This is a genomic window from Klebsiella terrigena, from assembly GCF_012029655.1.
Classification (GTDB): Bacteria; Pseudomonadota; Gammaproteobacteria; order Enterobacterales; family Enterobacteriaceae; genus Klebsiella; species Klebsiella terrigena.
The window spans coordinates 5,035,462-5,059,002 of sequence record NZ_CP050508.1 but is presented as its reverse complement, the minus strand read 5'-3'; the positions used below and the strand labels follow the sequence as shown (position 1 = coordinate 5,059,002).

General features: G+C 58.0%; 25 protein-coding genes. 8 read left to right on the top strand and 17 right to left on the bottom strand.

The genetic code is table 11. The features are described 5' to 3' along the window. Positions 1–31 precede the first annotated feature (31 nt). Complete coding sequence (locus HCK03_RS23725) at positions 32–892, bottom strand: aldo/keto reductase family oxidoreductase (RefSeq protein WP_115193714.1); 861 nt, start codon at positions 890–892, stop codon at positions 32–34. 95 nt (positions 893–987) lie between these two features. Between HCK03_RS23725 and HCK03_RS23720 the strand changes: the two genes are divergently transcribed. Continuing rightward, positions 988–1,905 carry a LysR substrate-binding domain-containing protein gene (locus HCK03_RS23720; protein ID WP_115193713.1) on the top strand — a complete coding sequence of 306 codons (918 nt, stop codon included), beginning with the start codon at positions 988–990 and terminating at the stop codon, positions 1,903–1,905. A gap of 58 nt (positions 1,906–1,963) precedes the next feature. Here HCK03_RS23720 and HCK03_RS23715 read toward each other — a convergent pair whose 3' ends face one another. From HCK03_RS23715 to HCK03_RS23685, 7 genes are all read right to left on the bottom strand, one after another. After that, positions 1,964–2,443, bottom strand: a complete 480-nt coding sequence (locus HCK03_RS23715) for an Hcp family type VI secretion system effector (protein WP_041143780.1) — start codon at positions 2,441–2,443, stop codon at positions 1,964–1,966. Between the two features lie 219 nt (positions 2,444–2,662). Then, positions 2,663–3,376, bottom strand: a complete 714-nt coding sequence (locus HCK03_RS23710) for a hypothetical protein (RefSeq protein WP_115193711.1) — start codon at positions 3,374–3,376, stop codon at positions 2,663–2,665. 340 nt (positions 3,377–3,716) lie between these two features. Then, a complete protein-coding gene (gene ridA / locus HCK03_RS23705) occupies positions 3,717–4,103 on the bottom strand; it encodes a 2-iminobutanoate/2-iminopropanoate deaminase (RefSeq protein ID WP_076946998.1) in 387 nt (128 codons plus the stop codon). A gap of 177 nt (positions 4,104–4,280) precedes the next feature. Then, positions 4,281–4,742, bottom strand: coding sequence for an aspartate carbamoyltransferase regulatory subunit (gene pyrI, locus HCK03_RS23700; protein ID WP_115193710.1), 462 nt, complete (start codon positions 4,740–4,742; stop codon positions 4,281–4,283). Positions 4,743–4,754: 12 nt separating this feature from the next. Next, on the bottom strand, positions 4,755–5,690 hold the full coding sequence (gene pyrB / locus HCK03_RS23695) for an aspartate carbamoyltransferase (RefSeq protein ID WP_041143785.1): 936 nt from the start codon (positions 5,688–5,690) through the stop codon (positions 4,755–4,757). Between the two features lie 2 nt (positions 5,691–5,692). Beyond that, complete coding sequence (locus tag HCK03_RS26505; protein ID WP_112150686.1) at positions 5,693–5,752, bottom strand: pyrBI operon leader peptide; 60 nt, start codon at positions 5,750–5,752, stop codon at positions 5,693–5,695. Further along, positions 5,727–5,831, bottom strand: a complete 105-nt coding sequence (locus HCK03_RS23685; RefSeq protein WP_080773194.1) for a pyrBI operon leader peptide — start codon at positions 5,829–5,831, stop codon at positions 5,727–5,729. Before HCK03_RS23685 ends, HCK03_RS26505 begins: the two co-directional genes overlap by 26 nt. A 194-nt stretch (positions 5,832–6,025) precedes the next feature. On the opposite strand from HCK03_RS23685, the gene HCK03_RS23680 reads away from it, so the two are divergent. Beyond that, complete coding sequence (locus HCK03_RS23680) at positions 6,026–6,478, top strand: NanQ anomerase/TabA/YiaL family protein (protein WP_115193708.1); 453 nt, start codon at positions 6,026–6,028, stop codon at positions 6,476–6,478. A gap of 98 nt (positions 6,479–6,576) precedes the next feature. Here HCK03_RS23680 and argF read toward each other — a convergent pair whose 3' ends face one another. Beyond that, a complete protein-coding gene (argF, locus tag HCK03_RS23675; RefSeq protein ID WP_041143787.1) occupies positions 6,577–7,581 on the bottom strand; it encodes an ornithine carbamoyltransferase in 1,005 nt (334 codons plus the stop codon). Next, entirely contained in the window at positions 7,551–7,646 is a 96-nt protein-coding gene (gene argL / locus HCK03_RS26670) for a putative translational regulatory protein ArgL (protein ID WP_374756750.1), read from the bottom strand. The genes argF and argL overlap by 31 nt, the downstream gene beginning before the upstream one ends. A 98-nt stretch (positions 7,647–7,744) precedes the next feature. Here argL and rraB point away from each other — a divergent pair, with 98 nt between their 5' ends. After that, positions 7,745–8,170 carry a ribonuclease E inhibitor RraB gene (rraB, locus tag HCK03_RS23670; RefSeq protein ID WP_041143788.1) on the top strand — a complete coding sequence of 142 codons (426 nt, stop codon included), beginning with the start codon at positions 7,745–7,747 and terminating at the stop codon, positions 8,168–8,170. A 49-nt stretch (positions 8,171–8,219) separates the two neighbouring features. After that, a complete protein-coding gene (gene miaE, locus HCK03_RS23665) occupies positions 8,220–8,984 on the top strand; it encodes a tRNA isopentenyl-2-thiomethyl-A-37 hydroxylase MiaE (protein ID WP_041143789.1) in 765 nt (254 codons plus the stop codon). A gap of 82 nt (positions 8,985–9,066) precedes the next feature. Here miaE and HCK03_RS23660 read toward each other — a convergent pair whose 3' ends face one another. From HCK03_RS23660 to pepA, 4 genes are all read right to left on the bottom strand, one after another. Next, on the bottom strand, positions 9,067–9,570 hold the full coding sequence (locus HCK03_RS23660; RefSeq protein WP_041143790.1) for a GNAT family N-acetyltransferase: 504 nt from the start codon (positions 9,568–9,570) through the stop codon (positions 9,067–9,069). Between the two features lie 170 nt (positions 9,571–9,740). Continuing rightward, the gene (locus tag HCK03_RS23655; RefSeq protein WP_041143791.1) at positions 9,741–12,596 is read right to left on the bottom strand and encodes a valine--tRNA ligase; all 2,856 of its coding nucleotides are present in this window, start codon (positions 12,594–12,596) and stop codon (positions 9,741–9,743) included. Continuing rightward, on the bottom strand, positions 12,596–13,039 hold the full coding sequence (gene holC, locus HCK03_RS23650) for a DNA polymerase III subunit chi (protein ID WP_041143792.1): 444 nt from the start codon (positions 13,037–13,039) through the stop codon (positions 12,596–12,598). The genes HCK03_RS23655 and holC overlap by 1 nt, the downstream gene beginning before the upstream one ends. A 192-nt stretch (positions 13,040–13,231) precedes the next feature. Further along, positions 13,232–14,743 carry a leucyl aminopeptidase gene (pepA, locus tag HCK03_RS23645; protein WP_041143793.1) on the bottom strand — a complete coding sequence of 504 codons (1,512 nt, stop codon included), beginning with the start codon at positions 14,741–14,743 and terminating at the stop codon, positions 13,232–13,234. Between the two features lie 267 nt (positions 14,744–15,010). Between pepA and lptF the strand changes: the two genes are divergently transcribed. Together lptF and lptG are read left to right on the top strand one after the other, a co-directional pair. Continuing rightward, positions 15,011–16,108: an LPS export ABC transporter permease LptF gene (gene lptF / locus HCK03_RS23640; RefSeq protein WP_041143794.1), complete on the top strand. Its 1,098-nt coding sequence runs from the start codon at positions 15,011–15,013 to the stop codon at positions 16,106–16,108. Continuing rightward, positions 16,108–17,190 carry an LPS export ABC transporter permease LptG gene (gene lptG, locus HCK03_RS23635; protein WP_041143795.1) on the top strand — a complete coding sequence of 361 codons (1,083 nt, stop codon included), beginning with the start codon at positions 16,108–16,110 and terminating at the stop codon, positions 17,188–17,190. Before lptF ends, lptG begins: the two co-directional genes overlap by 1 nt. 39 nt (positions 17,191–17,229) lie before the next feature. Here the strand turns inward: lptG and HCK03_RS23630 are convergent, their stop codons facing one another. Both HCK03_RS23630 and HCK03_RS23625 read right to left on the bottom strand, forming a co-directional pair. Further along, positions 17,230–18,732: a helicase HerA-like C-terminal domain-containing protein gene (locus tag HCK03_RS23630; protein WP_115193707.1), complete on the bottom strand. Its 1,503-nt coding sequence runs from the start codon at positions 18,730–18,732 to the stop codon at positions 17,230–17,232. A 99-nt stretch (positions 18,733–18,831) separates the two neighbouring features. Beyond that, positions 18,832–19,653, bottom strand: a complete 822-nt coding sequence (locus HCK03_RS23625) for a TIM barrel protein (RefSeq protein WP_115193706.1) — start codon at positions 19,651–19,653, stop codon at positions 18,832–18,834. Between the two features lie 351 nt (positions 19,654–20,004). Between HCK03_RS23625 and HCK03_RS23620 the strand changes: the two genes are divergently transcribed. Together HCK03_RS23620 and iolB are read left to right on the top strand one after the other, a co-directional pair. Further along, entirely contained in the window at positions 20,005–21,510 is a 1,506-nt protein-coding gene (locus HCK03_RS23620) for a CoA-acylating methylmalonate-semialdehyde dehydrogenase (protein WP_041143798.1), read from the top strand. An 18-nt stretch (positions 21,511–21,528) separates the two neighbouring features. Further along, positions 21,529–22,338, top strand: a complete 810-nt coding sequence (gene iolB / locus HCK03_RS23615) for a 5-deoxy-glucuronate isomerase (protein ID WP_041143799.1) — start codon at positions 21,529–21,531, stop codon at positions 22,336–22,338. Between the two features lie 266 nt (positions 22,339–22,604). On the opposite strand, the gene HCK03_RS23610 is transcribed toward iolB, so the two are convergent. Then, the gene (locus tag HCK03_RS23610; RefSeq protein ID WP_115193705.1) at positions 22,605–23,465 is read right to left on the bottom strand and encodes a MurR/RpiR family transcriptional regulator; all 861 of its coding nucleotides are present in this window, start codon (positions 23,463–23,465) and stop codon (positions 22,605–22,607) included. Positions 23,466–23,541: the final 76 nt, after the last annotated feature.

The following is a 23,541-nucleotide window of genomic DNA, read 5'->3' as shown; positions in this document are numbered from 1 at the left end:
GCAGAGGCGCTTTCCCGCTGAATCCTGCTGCTTAGCTAACGATCCCGTTCAGCTTTTCCATCACCTCATCCGACAATACTATTTGCGCGCTTGCGAGGTTCTCCTGCAGATGCTGCGGCGACGAGGTGCCGGGGATCGGCAGAATATTGGCCGAGCGCCTGAGCAGCCAGGCGAGGGCGATCTGCATGGGCGTAGCCTGTAATTCGCGGGCAACCTCATCGAGCCGCGAGGACTGCAGCGGCGAAAAACCGCCAAGCGGGAAGAACGGCACGTAGGCGATCCCCTGGGCGGCCAGGCTATCGACCAGCCCGTCGTCCTGCCGGTTGGCAAGGTTGTACATGTTCTGAACGCAGACGATCGGCGTCATCTTTTGCGCATCGGCGATCTGTTTGGCGGTCACGTTACTCAGACCAATATGGCGGATTAATCCGCGCTCTTGCAGCTGAATCAGCGTTTCCAGCTCCTTTTCCAGCGAGCCTTCCTTCGGCGCATGGACGTCGTGCATGCTGCGCAGATTCACCACCTGTATGGCGTCCAGCCCCAGATTTTGTAAGTTCTCTTCTACCACGCGAGTCAGCTCCTGCGGGCTGAAGGCCGGGAGCCATCCGCCCTTTTCATCCCGACGAGCGCCAACTTTAGTGACGATGCACAGGTCGTCGGAATAGGGATGCAGCGCCTTTTTAATCAGCCGGTTGGTCTCATGCGGGCCGTAAAAGTCGCTGGTATCAATGTGGTTAACGCCGGAGGCGACGGCGTCGCGAAGAACCTGAATGGCTCGCGCTTCATCTTTAACCGGGCCAAAAACGCCCGGACCTGCCAGCTGCATTGCGCCATAGCCTAAACGGTTAACTTCGCGGTCGCCGAGGCGGTAAGTCATCGTGGGTTTTGACATGGTGCTCTCCTGTATGAGTGTGTTTCGATTGTATCGGTGAATGTGCTGTGCAACTATCCAGCTAAATGAGGACAACCTGTACGAGGTGGCGCACAGTGTCGATGGATATGGGGTTGCTGCATGCGGTGGTCGAAGTGGCGAAGGCCGGCGGATTTCGTGAGGCGGCGCGGATCACTGGCAGCAGCGCGTCGCGGTTAAGCGATGCCGTGCGTCGTGCGGAAGAGCAGCTTGGCATCAGGCTGTTTCATCGCACCACGCGCACCGTGGTGTTGACCGAAGCCGGCAGGGCGCTGATTGAGCGTCTGCTTCCGGCGATGAACGAAGTGAACGCCGCGCTGGATTCCCTCAATCGCTATCGTAATACTCCCGGCGGCACGCTGCGGCTGAACGTGCCGGTCAGCGCCGCGCGGCTGGTATTACCCGCGCTGGTGCCGGAGTTCATCCGCCGTTACCCCAATATCCAGCTGGAGATCGTCGCCGAAAGTAACGTCCAGGATGTGCTTCGTGACGGCTGCGATGCCGGAATTCGTTATGACGAGCGGCTTGAGCAGGATGTGATTGCCCTGCCTATCGGGCCGCGACGCCAGCGATTTGCCGTAGCCGCTGCACCGGCGTATTTAAGCCAGCACGGCAGGCCTACGCACCCGCGCGATCTGATGCACCATCAATGTATACGCGGCCGCTACGCCACGGGCGTCATGCCGGCGTGGGAGTTTGAGTGCGAGGGGGAAAGCTACAGCATTCAGGTGAATGGCCCGTTGGTGGTGAGCGTCGGTAGCGCAGTCGACCTGGCGGTTGACTCCGCGATTGCCGGTACCGGCGTTATCAACCTGTTTGAAGAGTGGCTGCAGCCCGCTTTCGCCAGCGGCCAGCTCGAGCCAATATTACAGCCGTGGTGGCTGTCGTTCTCCGGGCCCTATCTTTACTACCACGATCGTCGGCTGATCCCGGTGCCCCTGCAGGCGTTTATTGATTTTGTGCGTGAGCGGAACGCGTTGCCGCGAGATGAATAGCCAAAGATACCCCGGCGCCACTCAGCCGTTGTGTACAGGCGGCGCCCGCTCCTCGCAATTACGCGACAACGCGCTGATTCCAGCTGTCCGTATAGATAATGTTCCCGTCGCAGTGTTTCCACGTGATGGTTTCATAGCGCAGCAGAACGGTTTCCAGATGCGTCCCTGTGGATGCTCCAGGATAAAGATCCGCGGTAATGGACGTTATTTTTACGTTGGTCAGGATGATATTGAAATACTCTTTTTCGATCCCCGCTTCAACGACCGTATACATTTTTATCGTGGCAGATTTAAGCGTCGCTCCTTCGCTTTGGGCCTTATAAAGAAACGGAGTGACGCGATCGAACTCTTTCTGGAACTGGATTGGCGCGTGGATACGTGTTCCCGTTAGTCGTCCCGTATTTCCATCCGTTGGAAGATTCACGTTATGGGTCAGCGATCGAATTTCAATAGCACCGATGCGGTTGGTCACCAGGGACGAACCGACGAGTGGAGAACCATTGGCATCCACTAACCAAAGCCAGGCTGGATTAGACATAATAAATTCCTTAGGTATATTTATTCAATATTTACAGGATTGATTTATTTGAATTTATCAAATTTATTCGTGATGATGGGGAAAAACCAAAAGATAAGGCCAGCGGTGATCAACATTAGCCCCCACCAGTATTCAGGCAGAAAATATAACCACAGAATAGCAAAACAGATCAGAATGATGGGTAGGACAAAGTTATAGAGTAAAAGTGAGATTAAACTGTTAAACATTGAATCTCTCTCCGATCTCATCCGCCAGCTGGTCGAGGTTAGCATAGATGCCGGCGTTTGTTTTTTGGATAAATTCAGAAAGAGCGGGCTCAATGAAGTAATAGAGCATTTCTAGCTTTGCCTGGTAAAGGAGCCAATAATAATTCGGTGCCGTTGCCTTGAGCGTTCTGGCCGCCATGGCGACTTTGTGTTGAATCCCATAGATCTGAAGGAGGTACGTACCAACCGGCATTTTTCCCGCCAGCTTCTGCGCGACGGACTTTTTCAAAAATGCCGACTGCGCAATAGCCTCTGCCATGGCTGCTGCTATGGCGAACCGTGTTCCGCCTGCCGCTGTCATATGCGCCATAAGGCCGGTAGTCCGGCGAATCAGCTGCTGAGCGGACCCATTGATATTACCTTCTTTGATATCTTCGCACAGGGTCTGGAAGTACAAGTAAAGCATGTGGGCGATAACATCCCGGTATCTAAAAATAGACATTATGGAGTAGGCTGTCCTTATCTCTTCGGATTTCAGCTGCTGGCAAACATCATTGTATCGAGGTATTAAACAGCTTGCGTACCAGCTGGCCCTTTCAATTCCCGAATAAATATCCGATGCAACGCCTCCCGCAGCCTGCAGCGTGGTTGTAAATCCTTTGTCGGCATTGATTGCTAACTGGCGGTGACTCTGAAAATTTACCCTTAAAAGATCGGCAGCATGCATTCAGCTTTATCCTAGTTAGCGATTTTAATACATAATACGCATATTGCTCAAACAGTCTACTTAATAATAATGGAACTCCCCGGGCGTCAAGGGGTTATTAAAGGAGTGTTTTAATTGTTTTCGTTAAAAGATAGATTAATTAATATATAATTAATGGTGTATATATTAACGCTTCCCGGCGCTAAATGAGTTAAATCGCTTTCGCTGCGCTTAATCACCTATTTCGGTAACGAAAGCTGACAGAAGGTCGTGAGGCTTTAGAATGGAATATGCGTTCCGTAACGGCTGCTCAACCCGCGGCCGGGAGATAACCCTCTCCGCGGCGGAGAGGGCTGAACAATCAGCGGCGAATCGCGATCGCTTCAATCTCAATCTTCACGTCTTTCGGCAGACGCGCAACTTCGACGCAGGAGCGTGCCGGGAAGGTCGCATCATGCTCGGTGAAGAACGCTTCATACGCGGCATTCACGGTGGCGAAATCGTTCAGGTCTTTAACGAATACGGTGGTTTTAACGATATCGCCCACTTTCAGGCCTGCTGCTTCAACGATAGCCTTTACGTTGTCCAGAGACTGGCGCGCCTGAGCGGCAACATCTTCCGGTACGCTGCCCGTTTTAGGATCAACCGGGATCTGGCCGGAAGTGATGATCATGCTACCCAGATCAACACCCTGAACGTACGGGCCGATAGCTGCGGGTGCATTTTCCGTCGCGATAGTTTTAGACATGAGTTCTCCTGAATAACAGCTTAATTAAGAAGTGACGCGAAATCCTTCGGGTTGCATCGACGCGGCAGGAGGCGAGTCGCCGTGGGCGCTCACGCCGCCGACAAGGAAGCAGCTTGAAGGATAGCGCGTTAAGGACCCGGCCATTATAGGGAGCCGGGTTGCCAATACCAACCTCAATTAGTTGGCCAGAACCACATTATGTGAAAACTCTTTTTCACAATATTTGCACTTCAGCGCGATGTCATGTTCACGTTTTTTCACCGCAAAACTGGAGGAAACGGGCTCGGCGTGGCTGATACAGTTGCTGTTCGGGCACACCAGCACGCTGTTAATCCGCTCCGGCAGATTAGGGCGCGACTTGCCGACCACTTCGTAATCGTCGATGCGGTTTACCGTCGCCAGCGGGGCGTACAGCGCCAGCTGGTTGACCTGCTCGTCGGTCAGGAAGGTGTTCTCGATTTTAATCAGATCCTTGCGGCCCATTTCACCTGACGGCAGATTCAGGCCGATGGTGATGCGCTGGTCGGTTTCGGTCAGCTTGAACAGCGTCAGCAGCTTAAAGCCCACCTGCGCGGGGATGTGGTCGATGACGGTGCCACGCTTAATGGCTTCTACCTGCAGTTTATTATCGTGTGTCATGGTCGTTTCCCCTTACAGAGCCAGCTCGCTATTCAGTACCAGTGCCAGTAACGCCTGGCGTGCGAAGATGCCGTTGCCGGCCTGCTGGAAGTACCAGGCGTGCGGCGTTTTATCAACATCGGTGGTGATTTCGTCAATGCGCGGCAGCGGGTGCAGCACTTTCATATTGTCGCGGGCGCCTTCCAGATCGGCGGCGCGCAGCACAAACTGCGCCTTCACGTTGGCATATTCCGACGGGTCGAGGCGCTCTTTCTGGACGCGGGTCATATAGAGAATATCGACCTCCTCCATGACCTCATCTATGGCGCTATGGACGCTCCAGGCAATCCCTTTCTCATCGAGCATATCGAGGATGTACTGCGGCATGGCCAGCGCGTCAGGCGCGATAAAGTAGAAGCGGTTGCCGTTAAATTTCGCCAGCGCCTGGGTCAGGGAGTGTACGGTGCGGCCGTATTTCAGGTCGCCGACCATCGCCACGTTGAGGTTTTCCAGGCGGCCCTGGGTCTCCTGGATGGTGAACAGATCCAGCAGGGTTTGCGTCGGGTGCTGGTTAGCGCCGTCGCCGGCGTTGAGCACCGGAATGCCGCCGGAGAATTCGGTTGCCAGGCGTGAGGCGCCTTCCTGCGGATGACGCATTACGATGGCGTCAACGTAGGTGCTGATGACCGAAATGGTGTCGGCGAGGGTTTCGCCCTTTTTGCCCAGCGAGGTGTTGCTGCTGTCGGAGAAGCCTACCACGCTGGCGCCGAGGCGGTGCATGGAGGTTTCGAACGACAGACGGGTGCGGGTAGAGGCTTCAAAAAAACAGCTGGCGATAACCTTGTGCTTCAGCAGTTCCGGCTGCGGGTGCGCTTTCAGCTTTGCAGCGGTCGCCAGGACCAGTTCAAGGTCTTCGCGGCTGAGATCGTTTATGGAAATGATATGTTTTTGATATAGCGGGTTAGCCATGTTTATCTCCTGACGCCTGGGCAAAAAAAAAGCCCCTTAAATAAGGGGCTTCGAGAATTCATTGAGCAACGGAAAGAAAAACGCTACGCCAGCGCCTGTTTTCAGACGCGGTAAGACAGAATGTCGTACGCAATAGACCATGCTTCCTCCCGGCAAATCGACCGGCATTATACGCAGCTCAAATTTCGGATCAAGCGATTAGTCCACAAACAGGTAAACGTTTGCTTCAATATCGCTGCGCCAGCGCAAAAAAGCGTTAAAAAGTGGTGGTATGGCAGTCGCAAGGGGCGTATAAAAACCAGAAATGAAAAGCTGTTTTATATTTGAGGGTTATTATGATCGTCGGCAACATTCACCATCTGCAGGCCTGGCTTCCGGAGCCGCTGCGTCACGCTATCGAATACGTTAAGGCTCACGTCAGCGAGCAGACGCCGCTCGGTAAGCACGATATTGACGGTAACAACCTGTTTTATCTGATTTCGCAGGATACCACCGAAGCGCTCAGCGAGCGCCGCGCCGAGTATCACGCACGCTACCTGGATATCCAGATTGTGCTGCAGGGCGAGGAGGGGATGACCTTCAGCACCCGGCCCGCCGGGACGCCGGATATCGACTGGCTGGCGGATAAAGACATCGCGTTCCTCGCCGCCGGCGAGGAGGAGAAAACCATGATCCTCCGCGCGGGAGATTTTGTGGTGTTTTATCCAGGAGAGGTGCATAAGCCGCTGTGCGCGGTGGGCTCGCCTGCCAAAGTGCGCAAAGCGGTGGTGAAGATGCTGATGGGCTAAGGGCCATCACTCCCCGGTTGCGCAGTGCTTGCCGGGGAGAGGGGGCGGTGCGGTGGCCCGGATAAGGCGCACGCGCCGCCGCCGGGAGTCTCCGCGGGTTATTTACTCAGGGTCGCGACCATCACCGCCTTGATGGTGTGCATGCGGTTTTCGGCCTGATCGAAGACGATGCTCGCCGCGGATTCAAACACCTCGTCGGTCACTTCCATCCCGCCATGCAGGCCAAACTCGGCGGCCATCTGCTGGCCAAGCGCGGTCTGATCGTCGTGGAACGCCGGCAGGCAGTGGAGGAACTTCACCTGCGGGTTGCCAGTCAGCGCCATCATGCTGCTGTTCACCTGATAGTCACGCAGCTGGGCGATACGCTCGGCCCACTTCTCTTTGGCTTCGCCCATCGATACCCAAACGTCGGTATAGATAAAGTCTGCGCCCTTCACGCCGGCGGCGATATCTTCGGTCAGGGTGATGTTGCCGCCGTGCTTTTGCGCCAGCGCTTTACACTCGGCCACCAGGCTCTCTTCCGGCCAGCAGGCCGCCGGCGCGACGAGGCGCAGATCCAGCCCGGTAAGGGCCGCCGCTTCCAGCATCGAATTGCCCATGTTATTACGCGCGTCGCCGGCGTAGGCGAGGGTCATCTCGTTGAACGCTTTCCCCGGCAGGTGTTCCTGCATGGTCAGCAGATCCGCCAGCAGCTGGGTAGGGTGAAATTCGTTGGTCAGGCCGTTCCACACCGGCACGCCGGCGTATTGGGCGAGGGTTTCAACCACTTCCTGGCCGTGGCCGCGGTACTGAATACCGTCATACATCCGGCCCAGCACGCGAGCGGTATCTTTAATGGACTCTTTATGGCCGATCTGGCTGCCGCTTGGCCCGAGGTAGGTCACGCGCGCGCCCTGATCGAATGCGGCAACTTCGAAAGAGCATCGTGTGCGGGTAGAGTCTTTTTCGAAGATGAGCGCGATGTTTTTGCCGGCGAGATGCTGGATTTCAATGCTGTTTTTTTTATCGGTTTTGAGTCTGGTCGCCAGCTTGAGCAGGGCGGTGATTTCTGCAGGTGTAAAATCAAGCAACTTCAAAAAATGCTTCTGATAAAACGTCGACATGGTTCCCTCGCATGGCTTAAGCCACTTATTGAATTAAAATTCACTTTATATGTATGAATATTCATTTGCAACCCCGCCGCACAAATCTTTCGCGCAAAGGTGGAGGCAATCACGGCGGTATGTGACAATAGAAGTAACTGCCGCACATTATGAGGAACGAGCCATGGCAAACCCGGAACTACTGGAAGAACAGCGTGAAGAAACGCGTCTGATTATCGAAGAGCTGCTCGAAGACGGCAGCGATCCGGACGCGCTGTACACCATTGAGCATCATCTCTCCGCCGACGACTTCGAAACGCTGGAAAAAGTTGCGGTCGAAGCCTTCAAGCTGGGTTACGAAGTGACCGAGCCGGAAGAGCTGGAAGTCGAAGAGGGCGAAACCGTTATCTGCTGCGATATCCTGAGCGAGAGCGCGCTGAAGGTTGAGCTGATTGATGCTCAGGTTGAACAGCTGATGACGCTGGCAGAAAAGTTTGGCGTCGAGTATGACGGTTGGGGTACCTACTACGAAGACCCTAACGGTGAAGATGGCGACGAAGACGATGACGAAGATTTCGTCGATGAAGATGACGACGGCGTACGTCACTAAGCCGCTGATGGATACGGCGGTATCTGCCGCCGTATAGCAAGGAATCTCGATGGACTACCCGCAAATACTCTCCCCCGTACTCAACTTCCTGCACTGCACCACCCCGCAAGCGTGGATTGATGAAGCCCGTAAGCCGGAAAACCTGCCGCTGCTACTCACCGATCATATGGTCTGCGAGCTGAAAGCGGCGCAGAACGCCATGCTGCTGGTGCGTAAATATGTGGCGGATAAAGAGGGCGCCGACGAGCTGCTGGCCTGCCTGAAGCCGTACGAGGACTTTACCTACCGCTGGGGCCCGGAGCCGGATTTCGTCGCGCTGCATAAGCGGATCAATAAGAGCACCATGCCGCATACGGACGACCCGTGGGGACGCCAGCTGATTGACAGCATGGTGCTGCTGATTAAAGAAGAGCTGCACCACTTTTGGCAGGTGCGCGAGATCATGCTGGCGCACGATATTCCCTACGTCAAAATGACCGCCAGCAGCTACGCCCGCGGGCTGCGCCGGGAGGTGCGATCCCATGAGCCGGTGATGCTGATCGATAAGCTGATCTGCGGGGCCTATATCGAAGCGCGCTCCTGCGAGCGCTTTGCCGCTCTGGCGCCGTGGCTGGAGGAGAGTCTGCAGAAGTTCTACCTGTCGCTGCTGCGCTCCGAAGCGCGCCACTTCGAGGATTACCTGCGCCTGGCGCAGCAGATTGCCGGGGAAGATATCAGCGAGCGCGTGCGCCAGCTGGGGGCCGCGGAAGCTGCGCTGATCAACGCGCCGGAGGCGGAGATTCGCTTCCATAGCGGAGTGCCGGTGGCGGCCTGAAGTGGGGTTCCCGGAGCAACGGGAAGAGGGCGGGTCCCCGGTAAGCGCAGCGCGGCCGGGGAAGCGTAAACAACAAGACCAACTACAGCGTTTTAAGCATCCGCACTTCACAATCCACGTGGCCGGTATGGCCCAGCGGTTCGTCAATATGCTCGAAACCAAGGTGCTCGTATAACCCCACAGCTTCCTTCAGGAAGGCGGTGGTTTCCAGATAGCAGCGCCTGAATCCCTGCTCGCGGGCATGATCCAGCGCGAGCAGCGCCAGCTTTTTCGCCAGCCCCTGTCCGCGGGCGGAAGTCATAAAGTACATCTTCTGCAGCTCGCAGATATCGGGCTCGCTGTGGGCCAGCGGCGCTACGCCGCCGCCGCCGACGACCTGACCATCCTGCTCCACCACCCAGTATGCGGAACCCGGCTGGCTGTAGAGCTGGAAAAGCTCATCCAGATTAGGGTCGGCTACCGTATAGCCTTTATCGGCCGTCAGCCCGTATTCGGCTGAAACCTGGCGAATAACGCCGGCGATAGCCGCATTGTCTTGCGCGGTGATCCGGCGCAGCGACACCGTGATGGTCGCGATGGTATTCATACGATTACTCATAGCAAAAATGGCAGATGATGCTGTTGTTAATAACATCGGAAAAGGGGGCAGCGCAAGCGCTGTTCAACGCGACGGACGTTTGTGCTGCAACCTGGTCGTTAGCGCGTGGGAATACGCGGTGATTGGGCCCCTTGCCCGGTCAGGCAAGGGGCTGAGGGTTACAGCGCGGCGATGACGGCCTGCTGTTCAACCAGCTTGGTTTTCGCTTCCGCGTAACCTTCCAGCTTTTCACGCTCTTTAGCAATGACCGCTTCCGGCGCGCGGGCGACAAAGCCTTCGTTGGAAAGCTTGCTTTCGATGCGGCCAATTTCCGCTTCGACTTTCGCCACTTCTTTCGCCAGACGCGCCAGCTCGGCGTCCTTGTCGATAAGGCCGGCCATCGGGATCAGCAGCTCGGCGCCGTCGATGATCTTGGTGACGGAAACCGGACCTTTATCATCGGCAGCCAGCACGGTGATGCTTTCCAGGCGCGCCAGGTTCAGCAGGAAGCTGCGGTTGTCGTTTACGCGACGAATGGCATCGTTGCTGCAGCCGCGCAGCAGAAGCTCCAGCGGTTTGCCTGGGGCAATGTTCATTTCCGCGCGAATGTTACGCACGGCGATGATGGCCTGCTTCAGCCACTCGGTATCGGAAGCCGCGGCTTCATCAACCTGGGATGCATCGTACTGCGGGAACGGCTGCAGCATGATGGTATCGGCGGTTACGCCGCAAATTACCTTCACGCGCTGCCAGATGGTTTCGGTGATAAACGGAATGATCGGGTGTGCCAGGCGCAGCAGGCCTTCCAGCACGGTGACCAGCGTATTGCGGGTGCCGCGCAGCTCGGCGTCGCTGCCGCCGTTCATTACCGGCTTGGTCAGCTCCAGATACCAGTCGCAGAACTGGTTCCAGGTGAACTCGTACAGAATGCCCGCGGCGATATCGAAGCGGAAGTTATCCAGCGCTTCGCGGTACGCTTTGATGGTCTGGTTGAATTCAGCCAGGATCCAGCGATCGGCCAGAGAGAGCTCCATGGCGCCGCCGTTGAAGCCGCAGTCCTGATCTTCGGTATTCATCAGCACGAAGCGGCTGGCGTTCCACAGCTTGTTACAGAAGTTGCGGTAGCCTTCCAGGCGTTTCATGTCCCAGTTGATGTCGCGGCCGGTTGAGGCCAGCGCCGCCAGGGTGAAGCGCAGAGCGTCGGTACCGTGCGGCTCGATGCCGTCCGGGAACTGTTTTTCGGTGCGCTTAGCGATTTTTTCCGCCAGCTGCGGCTGCATCATGTTACCGGTGCGTTTCTCCAGCAGGTCGGCCAGGGAAATACCGTCGACCATATCCAGCGGGTCAATCACGTTACCCTTGGACTTGGACATCTTCTGGCCTTCGTCATCGCGGATCAGGCCGGTCATGTAGACGGTCTTAAACGGAACCTGCGGCTTGCCGTTTTCATCTTTGATGAAGTGCATGGTCATCATGATCATGCGGGCAATCCAGAAGAAGATGATGTCGAAGCCGGATACCATCACGCTGGTGGGGTGGAACTGACGCAGCGCGTCGGTGTTTTCCGGCCAGCCGAGGGTGGAGAAGGTCCACAGCGCGGAGGAGAACCAGGTATCGAGAACGTCGTCGTCCTGGCGCAGCGCGACGTCTGCGCTCAGGTTGTTTTCGCTGCGCACTTCTTCTTCGGTGCGGCCAACGTAGACGTTGCCTTCGTTGTCGTACCATGCCGGGATGCGGTGACCCCACCACAGCTGACGGGAGATACACCAGTCCTGAATATCGCGCATCCAGGAGAAATACATGTTTTCGTACTGCTTCGGCACGAACTGAATGTCGCCGTTCTCAACCGCTTCCACCGCCGGTTTTGCCAGCACGTCGGCACGAACGTACCACTGGTCGGTCAGCATCGGCTCGATAACCACGCCGCCGCGATCGCCGTACGGTACGGTCAGGTCGTGCGGTTTAACCTCTTCTAACAGGCCCAGCGCGTCGACGGCAGCAACCACCGCTTTACGCGCGGCAAAGCGTTCCAGATTCTGGAACTGGGACGGGATGGCGTTAGGGTAGGCGTCAGATTCGTTGCCTTTGGTGTCGTACACCTCCGCGGTTTCGCGGATATCGCCGTCAAAGGTCAGGATGTTGATCATCGGCAGGCCGTGACGTTTACCGACTTCGTAGTCGTTAAAGTCGTGCGCCGGGGTGATCTTCACGCAGCCGGTGCCCTTTTCCATATCGGCATGTTCGTCGCCGACGATGGGAATGCGGCGGTCAACCAGCGGCAGAATAACGAATTTGCCGATCAGGTCTTTATAGCGCGGATCTTCCGGGTTAACGGCCACGCCGGTATCGCCGAGTACGGTTTCCGGACGAGTGGTGGCCACCACCAGGTAATCTTTACCGTCGGCGGTTTTCGCACCGTCGGCCAGCGGGTAGCGGATGTGCCACATGGAGCCTTTAGACTCGCGGTTTTCCACTTCGAGATCGGAAATCGCGGTGCGCAGCTTCGGATCCCAGTTGACCAGGCGCTTGCCGCGGTAGATCAGGTCCTCTTTGTACAGGCGGACAAAGACTTCCTTCACGGCGTTGGAGAGGCCTTCGTCCATGGTGAAGCGCTCGCGCTCCCAGTCCACAGAGTTGCCCAGGCGGCGCATCTGACGGGTAATGGTGCCGCCGGATTCCGCTTTCCACTGCCAAATTTTGTCGATAAAGGCGTCACGACCGTAATCGTGGCGGGTTTTACCCTCTTCGGCGGCAATCTTACGCTCAACCACCATCTGGGTTGCGATACCCGCGTGGTCGGTACCGGCCTGCCACAGGGTATTTTTACCCTGCATGCGCTGGTAGCGAATCATGGTATCCATGATGGTTTGCTGGAAGGCATGACCCATATGCAAACTGCCGGTGACGTTCGGCGGTGGGATCATGATGCAGAAGCTCTCCTGGCTTTCATCACCATTCGGTTTGAAATAGCCCTGCTTTTCCCAGTGCTCGTAAAGCGGCTGTTCGATATCTTGTGGGTTGTATGTCTTTTCCATTATTTCCAGGTTGCCGTGTTCAGGTTGAAACCAGCCATGCGGTACGCTTTGTAGCGTTCGCGCGCCAGTTGTTTCAAAGAGTCTTCGTAAGGGACAAAGTCTATCACTTCTGTGAAAGCGGTGGCAAAATCTGCAAAGTTTACCCGCAGACTGATCAGGATGTCCCGCGGGCTGCTGTTGCGCTTTTGCGGCCAGGCGACCTCCACCGGCGCGCCGCCTCTGGGGCCTTCTCCCGCCAGATTATGCGGAACAAAACTCTCCGGTGGCCGCGTCCATAGCGCTTCGTCGAGGCGAACCGCCTGCTGCTCATCTTCACAGGCGATCAGCACGCGCTTGCCGCTGCGCCAGCGCTCCGCGGCAATTTCACACACCAGCTGTTCGACGGCGCTCAGGCCGTCCTGCTGCGCGTCGTTGTCCAGCAGATAAAAGGTTGCGTTCTTCATATCTCTACCCGTTGTCTTTCCCGTTGCCTCTTGGTTGGCTGCCTTTGGGCACCCCCGGCCGCAGAGTGAACTATGCTGGCGGAAGTGTGCGCCGCTCTGCCGCCGCGATGCAACTCGAAATCCATAGGGTACTGAATTCTAATTGCTCGAACTTACGGGCCGGATAAGCGTCGCGCCATCCGGCCTGCAAGATTACTCTTCGCCGGTAAAGCCGGCGCGGTTGAGCAGGAACTGCGACAGCAGCGCCACCGGACGACCGGTCGCGCCTTTGGCTTTACCCGAACGCCATGCGGTGCCGGCGATATCGAGGTGCGCCCAGTTGTACTTGCGGGCGAAGCGCGACAGGAAGCAGCCGGCGGTAATGGCTCCGCCCGGACGGCCGCCGATGTTGGCCATATCCGCAAAGTTGGACTCCAGCTGATCCTGGAACTCGTCACCCAGCGGCAGACGCCACGCGCGGTCGCCCGCCAGCTCGGATGCGCCAATCAGCTCATGGGCCAGCGGATTGTGGTTCGACATCAGGCCGGTGATATGGTGGCCGAGGGCAATCACGCAGGCGCCGGTCAGCGTCGCCACGTCAATCACCGCTTCCGGTTCGAAGCGCTCAACGTAGGTCAGGACGTCGCAGAGCACCAGGCGGCCTTCAGCATCGGTATTCAGCACTTCAACCGTCTGGCCGGACATGGTGGTCAGGACGTCGCCCGGGCGATAGGCGCGACCGCCTGGCATGTTTTCACAGCCCGCCAGCACGCCGATGACGTTCAGCGGCAGCTGCAGCTCGGCCACCATACGCATCACGCCGTACACCGCCGCCGCGCCGCACATGTCGTACTTCATCTCGTCCATGCCTTCGGCAGGCTTGATGGAGATACCGCCGGAGTCGAAGGTCAGGCCTTTACCGACCAGCACGATCGGGCGCGCATCTTCCGCCGGGTTGCCTTTGTACTCAATCACCGACATCAGCGATTCGTTCTGCGAGCCGTTGCCGACTGCAAGGTAGGAGTTCATTCCCAGCTCGCGCATCTGCTGCTCGCCGATCACGCGAGTGACGACGTTTTTGCTCCAGGTATCCGCCAGCTGGCGCGCCTGAGAGGCGAGATAGGCCGCGTTGCAGATATTCGGCGGCATGTTGCCGAGATCTTTTGCCGCTTTGATCCCGGAGGCGATAGCCAGACCGTGCTGGATTGCGCGCTCGCCGCTGGTCAGCTCGCGGCGGGTGGGCACGTTGAAGACCATTTTACGCAGCGGACGACGCGGTTCGCTTTTATTAGTCTTCAGCTGATCGAAGCTGTACAGCGTCTCTTTCGCGGTCTCAACGGCCTGGCGAACTTTCCAGTAGTTGTTACGCCCTTTGACGTGCAGCTCGGTCAGGAAACAGACCGCTTCCATCGACCCGGTATCATTCAGGGTATTAATGGTTTTTTGAATCACCTGCTTGTACTGGCGCTCATCCAGCTCGCGCTCTTTGCCACATCCAATCAGCAGAATGCGCTCTGACAGAATATTTGGCACATGGTGGAGCAGCAGCGTCTGGCCTGGCTTACCTTCCAGTTCACCGCGACGCAGCAGGGCGCTGATATAGCCGTCACTGATTTTATCGAGTTGTTCGGCAATGGGGGAGAGGCGACGCGGTTCGAAGACGCCGACCACGATACAGGCACTCCGCTGCTTCTCCGGGCTACCGCTTTTTACACTGAACTCCATGCACTACGCTCCTGAATCTTAAAGACAACGACGGTGGCTACGGATAGAATTGAAAGCTTTCGTAACTCATGTCCGCTGTTGTGGTGACTTCGTGTTAATCTTAACGTTATTACGGCCTTGGTTCGTCAGAAAAAAACCTGATACGCAGAACCGATGAGTCATTTAATCTTAGCGATGATTTCGACGACTAAAGAGAATAAATGACGTTTAAGCCATGAAACAAGCAATTTTCCTGCAATAAGACGGGTTTTTACGGGCGTATTTATAGTGATAATCATAAGATATCTGGTTCGTGAGACGCTGAAAAGCCAGTTGGCGATCCTATTCATCCTGCTGCTCATTTTCTTTTGTCAGAAACTGGTCAGGATCCTCGGCGCTGCGGTAGATGGCGATATCCCGACAAATCTGGTGCTCTCGCTGTTAGGGCTGGGCATTCCGGAAATGGCGCAGCTGATCCTGCCCCTGAGCCTGTTCCTCGGGCTGCTGATGACGCTGGGCAAACTCTACACCGAAAGCGAAATCACGGTGATGCATGCCTGCGGCCTGAGCAAAGCGGTGCTGGTGAAGGCGGCGATGATCCTCGCGCTGTTCACCGGCGCGGTCGCGGCGGTCAACGTGATGTGGGCGGGGCCGTGGTCGTCCCGGCATCAGGACGAAGTGCTGTCGGAAGCAAAAGCGAACCCCGGCATGGCCGCGCTGGCCCAGGGCCAGTTCCAGCAGGCCAGCGACGGTAGCGCGGTGCTGTTTATTGAAAGCGTTAACGGCAAGCGTTTCCAGGACGTATTCCTCGCGCAGCTGCGGCCGAAAGGCAACGCTCGTCCGTCGGTGGTGGTCGCCGATTCGGGCGAACTCTCGCAGCGGAAAGATGGCTCGCAGGTGGTGACCATGAATCAAGGTACCCGCTTTGAGGGCACCGCCATGCTGCGCGATTTCCGCATCACCGATTTCAAAAACTATCAGGCGATTGTCGGCCATCAGGCGGTCACCTCAGATCCCGATGATACCGAACAGATGGATATGCGCACGCTGTGGCATACCCAGACCGATCGCGCGCGCGCCGAGCTGCACTGGCGCTTCACGCTGGTGGCGACCGTCTTTATCATGGCGCTGATGGTGGTTCCGCTGAGCGTCGTCAACCCGCGTCAGGGCCGCGTGCTGTCGATGCTGCCGGCCATGCTGCTTTACCTGGTCTTCTTCCTGCTGCAAACCTCGATTAAGTCGAACGGCGGCAAAGGTAAAATGGACCCGATGATCTGGATGTGGGGCATCAACCTGCTCTATTTCGCGCTGGCGGTGCTGTTGAACCTGTGGGATACGGTGCCAATGCGTCGCTTCCGTGCCCGTTTTAACAAAGGAGCGGCGTGATGCAGGCGTTTGGCGTACTTGACCGTTATATCGGTAAGACGATTTTCAACACCATCATGATGACGCTGTTCATGCTGGTTTCGCTGTCGGGCATTATCAAGTTTGTCGATCAGCTGAAAAAGGCCGGGCAGGGCAGCTACGACGCGCTGGGCGCAGGGTTATACACCCTGCTCAGCGTGCCGAAAGACGTGCAGATATTCTTCCCGATGGCGGCGCTGCTCGGGGCGCTGCTTGGCCTCGGCGCGCTGGCACAGCGCAGCGAGCTGGTGGTGATGCAGGCCTCAGGCTTCACTCGTCTGCAGGTGGCGCTGGCGGTAATGAAAACCGCTATCCCGCTGGTTCTGCTGACGATGGCGATGGGCGAATGGGTTGCGCCGCAGGGCGAGCAGATGGCGCGTAACTACCGCGCTCAGCAGATGTACGGCGGCTCGCTGCTTTCCACCCAGCAGGGCCTGTGGGCGAAAGACGGCCACAATTTTGTCTATATCGAACGGGTTAAAGGTAACGACGAGCTGGGTGGCGTGAGCATTTACGCCTTCAACGATGCGCGTCGCCTGCAGTCGGTTCGCTACGCCGCGTCGGCGAAATTCGATAGCGAGAATAAGGTCTGGCGCCTGTCGCAGGTTGATGAGTCCAACCTCACCGACCCGAAACAGATTACCGGCTCGCAGATGGTCAGCGGCACCTGGAATACCAAGCTGACGCCGGACAAGCTGGGCGTGGTAGCGCTGGATCCCGACGCGCTGTCGATTAGCGGCCTGCACAACTACGTCACCTATCTGAAGTCCAGCGGTCAGGATCCGGGCCGCTACCAGCTCAATATGTGGAGCAAGATCTTCCAGCCGCTGTCGGTGGCGGTAATGATGCTGATGGCGCTGTCGTTTATCTTTGGTCCGCTGCGCAGCGTGGCGATGGGCGTGAGGGTGGTGACGGGGATTAGCTTCGGCTTTATCTTCTACGTGCTGGACCAGATTTTCGGCCCGCTGACCCTGGTCTACGGCATTCCGCCGATCATCGGCGCGCTGCTGCCGAGCGCCAGCTTCTTCCTGATAAGCCTCTGGCTGATGATGCGAAAAGGCTAGCGCACTTCCCCCTCTCCGCCGCGGAGAGGGGGCATTAACCTACCGTTTTCGCCCGCCGAGTAAACTACCCAGCATCCCTCTTACTATCTGATTCGTCACCTGACGCACCGCGCTTTTGGCCGCCGTTTGCACAATACCGTCGTGCTTGCCGCCGCGCGGGCCGGTGGTGCCAAACAGAATATCCTTCAGGCCGCCGAGCAGGCCGTCGTCGGCGCTGCTCTGCTGGCCTTTGGCCGGCGGCGCATCCTGCTGTTCGGTGGTGGCCTGCACCCCTTTTTGCAGCATTTCAAACGCCGACTCGCGATCGACCTCCTCCTCGTATTTTCCGTACAGCGCGGAGTGGTTAATCAGCCCGTTACGCTCGTCGTCCGTCACCGGCCCCATCCGCGAGCAGGGGGCGATAACCATCACCCGCTCTACCACCGACGGGCTGCCTTTTTCGTCGAGGAAGGAAACCAGCGCCTCGCCGGTGCCCAGCTCCTGAATAGCCTGTTCGGTACTGAACGCCGGATTGGCGCGCATGGTTTGCGCCGCCGTTTTTACCGCCTTCTGATCCTTCGGCGTGAAGGCGCGCAGGGCGTGCTGCACCCGGTTGCCCAGCTGGCCGAGCACCGCGTCGGGGATATCCGCCGGGTTTTGCGAAACGAAGTAAACCCCCACCGCCTTGGAGCGAATAAGGCGGATAACCTGTTCAATTTTATCGAGTAAAACCTGTGGCGCATCGTTAAACAGCAGGTGCGCCTCGTCGAAGAAAAAGACCAGCTTCGGTTTGTCCAGATCGCCGGCTTCCGGCAGGCGCTCGTAGAGCTCCGAGAGCATCCACAGCAGGCTGGACGCGTACAGCTTCGGCATCTGATACAGCTTTTCAGCGCTGAGGATATTAATCACCCCTTTGCCGCTGGCATCAACGCGCATCCAGTCCGCGATATCCAGCATCGGCTCGCCGAAGAAGTGCTCCGCCCCCTGCTGCTCAAGCGTCAGCAGGCCGCGCTGGATAGCTCCCACCGAGGCGCTGCTGATGTTGCCGTACTGGTTCTGGAAGCTTTTCGCGTTATCGCCGATGTACTGGGTAATGGCGCGCAGATCTTTAAAGTCGAGCAGCAGCAGGCCGCGGTCGTCGGCGATGCGGAAAATGATATTCAGCACCCCGGACTGGACCTCGTTGAGGTTCAGCAGGCGCGCCAGCAGCAGCGGGCCGAGGTCGGAAACCGTGGCGCGAAGCGGGTGGCCTTTCTCGCCGAAAATATCCCACACTACCACCGGGTTAGCGTGCGGTTGCCAGTCGGTGACGCCGATTTTTTCCAGTCGCGCCTGCAGCTTTTCGCTGCTCTGGCCCGCCTCGGCGATACCGGTGAGGTCACCTTTCACGTCAGCCATAAAAACCGGCACGCCGATTTCGGAAAAGGACTCCGCCAGCTTCTGCAGCGTGACGGTTTTACCGGTCCCGGTAGCCCCGGTGATCAGGCCGTGACGGTTGGCCATTCCGGGGAGTAGATGCAGCTGTTTTTCCAGCGTACGCGCAATCAGCAGGGGTGAGCTCATGGTCGATTCCTCCATTTATCCTGCGTCGATTATAGGCAACCTGGCCGCAAAAAGACGCAGGGAATCGCCACTTTAGGGCAGAGTCGGCGTTTATTTTCTTCAGGCGCAGTGCTGCTGGATCAGCGCGATGCTCTGCTCTACCTCACGACGGATATCGTCTTCACGCCAGTTTGCCAGCTCCGGCGCAAACGGCTCGAAGGCGTAAACGCCCTGATAGCCGCGCGCCTCGAGGTTTTTGACCTGCTCGCAGGTTTGCAGCCTGTCGCGCGGCGTCAGCATGATGCGCTCATCGTCGGTGAGCTCCTCGCGCGGGCGGGTATCCTCGACGCCGGAGAGATGGACCAGGCCGATAGCGTCGATCTCCAGCTGGCAAAACTCCTCATCCGCCTGCGGGTAGAGATGGTGGTGGAAGGTATCGATCAGCAGCTTAAACGGCACGCGGGCATCGTGAATAAGCGTTTGCGCCTGCGCCGCCGAGCGCAGCGAGCTTTGCGGAAAGCCCAGCGGCTCAACCAGCCCGTGGATGCCGTAAAAAGAGAACAGAGGCGCCAGCTCGCGAAGCGCGCTCAGCGTCTCGTCGGTGGAGACCGCGCTGCCGTCGTTGAGCGGGCAGAGCACCAGCGACTTCGCGCCAACGGCCTGCGCCTCCTTCAGCAGAGATTCGGTCAGGCTGCGCACCTCCGGCGTACGGCAGTTGAAGGGATAAACCGCATTGATGGTCAGAATCTCAATATGGTAGCGCTCGGCCAGTTCGCGCACCTGGCGGGCGCTGAGATCGTCGGTCACCTTTCCGCCGGGGAGATCGTTGCGCAGCTCGACCTTGTTCAGCCCGAGGCTGTTCACCAGGCGAAAGAAGGACTCGATATTCAGCGAAGGGGCGATCTTGCGATTAATGCAGAAGCGGTGCAGGGCAATGGTCATTTTACTCTCCGGGAACAGGATGAAGTGGCTTCGTTCGATTACCCTCTAGTCAAAACGTTTATTCCAAAATAGGCAATGAGTGAAATGGTGGTTATTTGAGCCGCCTCGCAAAATAGCGTGCGAAAAAGGGACGATGCGCGTCGGGCCGAAGCGCCGCAGCGTCTGTTTCCGTGCGATCGCGCTTTCTTGCAGGAACAGAAGCGTTATTGCTTAAAATTGCGACCATCATCACCAAATTAGAATTTCATTTTATATCTGTGTTGAAATATAAATTTCATTTTACTACGGTTATAGCACAGCAAAATCGGAGATGGGCCGCAGCGTTGGCCTTCCACACCATGAGGCGAGAACATGACGATCACAGGAAACTTTATTGGCGGGCAGACCGTTACCAGCAGCAGCAATGAAACGATGCCGGTGTTTGACCCGGCGACGGGCAAAGTGGTGCGCGAAGTCACGCTCTCCACCGCCGAGGAGGTCTCTGACGCCATTCAGGTCGCGCGCGACGCGTTTGAAAGCTGGTCGCGTACTACGCCCCTGCGCCGCGCCCGGGTGCTGTTCAACTTTAAAATGCTGCTGGAACAACATGCCGAAGAGCTGGCGGGGATCATCGTTAGCGAGCACGGTAAGGTGTGGTCGGATGCGCTGGGCGAGCTGACACGCGGCCTGGAAGTGGTTGAGTTTGCCTGCGGGATCCCGCACCTGATTAAAGGCGAGTATTCATCCGACGTCGGTACCGGCGTCGACAGCTACTCCCTGATGCAGCCGCTGGGCGTGGTGGCGGGGATTACGCCGTTTAACTTCCCGGCAATGGTGCCGATGTGGATGTTCCCGCTGGCGCTGGCCTGCGGCAACAGCTTCATCCTCAAGCCGCCTGCGCTGGCCCCTACCGCGGCGGTACGTCTTGCGGAGCTGCTCAAAGAGGCGGGCCTGCCGGATGGCGTCTTTAACGTGATCCACTGCAGCAACGAAGATGCCGAGCAGCTCTACACCGACCCGCGCATTGCGGCGGTCAGCTTTGTCGGCTCCTCCGGCGTGGCGGAGTACATCTACAAAACCGCCAGCGCTCACGGGAAGCGCGTGCAGGCCTTCGGCGCAGCGAAAAACCATGCGATCGTGATGCCGGATGCGGACCTCGATGCCACGGTGAACGCGATTATGGGCGGCGCGTTTGGCTCGGCGGGAGAACGCTGCATGGCGCTGCCGGTGGTGGTTGCCGTCGGCGATGAAACCGCAGACAAGCTGATTGCCCGCCTCCAGCCGCTGGTGCAGGCGCTGAAGGTCGGCCCTGGCTGCATGCGCGGCAAAGAAGAGAACGAAATGGGCCCGGTAGTTTCCGACAGCCATCAGAAAAAAGTGCTGGGCTATATTGATAAGGGCGTCAGCGAAGGCGCAACGCTGGTAGTCGACGGCCGTAAGCCGCGGGTGCCGGGTTACGATGAAGGTTACTATGTTGGCGGGACGCTGTTTGATAACGTGACGCCGGAGATGACCATCTGGCGGGAAGAGATTTTTGGGCCGGTGCTGGGGATTGTGCGCGTCGCCGACTATCACAGCGCGCTGGAACTGGTGAACAGCCACGAGTTTGGCAACGGCAGCGCCGTCTTCACCAGCAGCGGTCATACCGCGCGTGAATTCGTCCATGACGTGCAGGCCGGGATGGTCGGGGTCAACGTGCCGGTGCCGGTACCGATGGCGTTCCACAGCTTTGGCGGCTGGAAGCGCTCGGTCTTCGGTGCCCTGAACGTCCACGGGCCGGACGGCGTGCGTTTCTACACGCGCATGAAAACCGCCACCGTCCGCTGGCCGGAAGGGCAGCAAACCGTATCTGAATTCAGCATGCCGACGTTAGGCTAATCGGCGAAGGAGAGCGCCATGTCGTTACTGGCTAAATCGCAAAAAGAGGGGCAGATCCAGCACATTACGCCGCAAAGCGCCGGCTGGCGCTATATCGGCTTTGACGTCTGGATGCTGAAAAAAGGGCAGAGCGTGACGCTGGAAAGCGGCGAACGCGAGCTGTGCCTGGTGCTGGTCGCCGGGCTGGCCTCGGTCAAAACGACGAAGGCCGATTTCCCGGACCTCGGGCAGCGGATGTCGCCGTTTGAGCGCACGCCGCCGTGGTCGGTCTACGTGCCGCCGCAGGATAAAGTCGAGGTTACCGCCGATTCCGATCTCGAGCTGGCGGTCTGCAGCGCGCCGGGTAAGGGGAGCTTCCCCGCGCGGGTGATTCGCCCGCAGGACGTTGGCGTTGAGCATCGCGGCAAAGGGCGCAACCAGCGCCAGGTGCACAATATTCTGCCGGACAGCGCGCAGGCTGACTGCCTGCTGGTGGTCGAGGTCTACACCGATGAGGGGGCCACCAGCTCGTGGCCGTCGCACAAGCACGATACCGCGCTGCCTGGCCGCGAGACCCAGCTGGAGGAGACCTACTATCACCGCTTCGACCCGCCGCAGGGCTTTGCCTTCCAGCGCGTCTATACCGATGACCGCAGCCTGGACGCCTGCATGGCGCCCTACAACCACGACGTGGTGATGGTGCCGCGCGGCTATCATCCGGTGGCGGCGATTGCCGGCTATGACAGCTACTATCTGAACGTGATGGCCGGGCCGGACCGCCGGTGGCTGTTTAGCTGGGAAGAAGATCACGCGTGGATCAATAGCCCCGACTATCCTCGCCATGACTGATACGCCGTGAACGCGACGCAGGGCCGGTTAGATTTGCTAACCGGCCTTTTTTATTGCCTGAGCGTTCCCGGCCGCGCGACCCGGGCCGATAGCAGGTTGTCTGGGCGGGCGGGGCGAATTTGCACAATGTCGCCTGACTGGACGAGATGACAAGGCGTGCGGCGCTAGCCCGGATAAGGCGTTGACGCCGCCGTCCGGGAGAAGAGAGTACGTCTGGTCGTGGTCGAGCGGACGGGCGGACGCGCCGCCTCCGGGGAGGCGGTGCCTCAGGCCTGCTGCTGCTGGGCCTGCTGATCTTTGCTGCTGTTGAGGGCCAGCGAAACCGCCAGCGTCTGGGCGAGACACAGCGAAGCCACCTGCGAGCGGAACCCGTCAACCTGGGCCTCGCGCACCACGAAGCAGACGTCGCTGAAGGCCGCGAGCGGGCTGACCTGGCTGTCGGTGATAGCAATCTGCCGCGCTTTGCGCTGAGCGCCGAGCTCAACCAGCTCAACCACCTCGCGGGCGTAAGGCGAGAAGCTGACCGCTACCACCACGTCTTTCGGGCCGACCAGGCTCAGCTGCTCGGTAAACATGCCGCCGAGCCCGTCGATCAGGAAGGCCTTGCGGTCAAGATGGCGCAGGGCGTAGGTCAGATAGGAGGCGACGCTAAACGAGCGACGCAGGCCGATAACGTAGATATTCTCCGCTTCCGCCAGCAGGGCTACCGCGCGCTCAAGATCGTCGCCCGAGGTCTGCATGGCAAGCTGCTGCAGCGCCTGGGTGTTGACCATGGTAAACATATTGAGAATTTCGGTCGGCGTTTCCGGCGGCGAGCTCTCGTCGTTGGTGGTCTGACGGAACAGGCGTGCGCGCTCGGTATAGTTGGCGGTCTCTTCCATCAGATGCTGTCTGAACATCTGCTTCATTTCGTTAAAGCCGCTGAAGCCAAAAGCATTAGCGAAACGAATCAGGGTGGATGGCGGAACGTCGGCCTGCTGGGCGATAGAGGCGACGGTATCGAAAGCCACGCTATTGCTGTTATCCAGAATATAGCGCGCCACCTGTTTTAAGCGTTTGCTTAACGTATCGTAGCGACGCCTGATCTCATCCTGCAGGATGGTAAGTTGGGTTGGATTATTGGCCATAAATTGCGCTCTGATGAAATGAAAGAAATATAACTTCCAGTGTACCAAATGAAGCGAATTTTTCATTTTTTGCGAT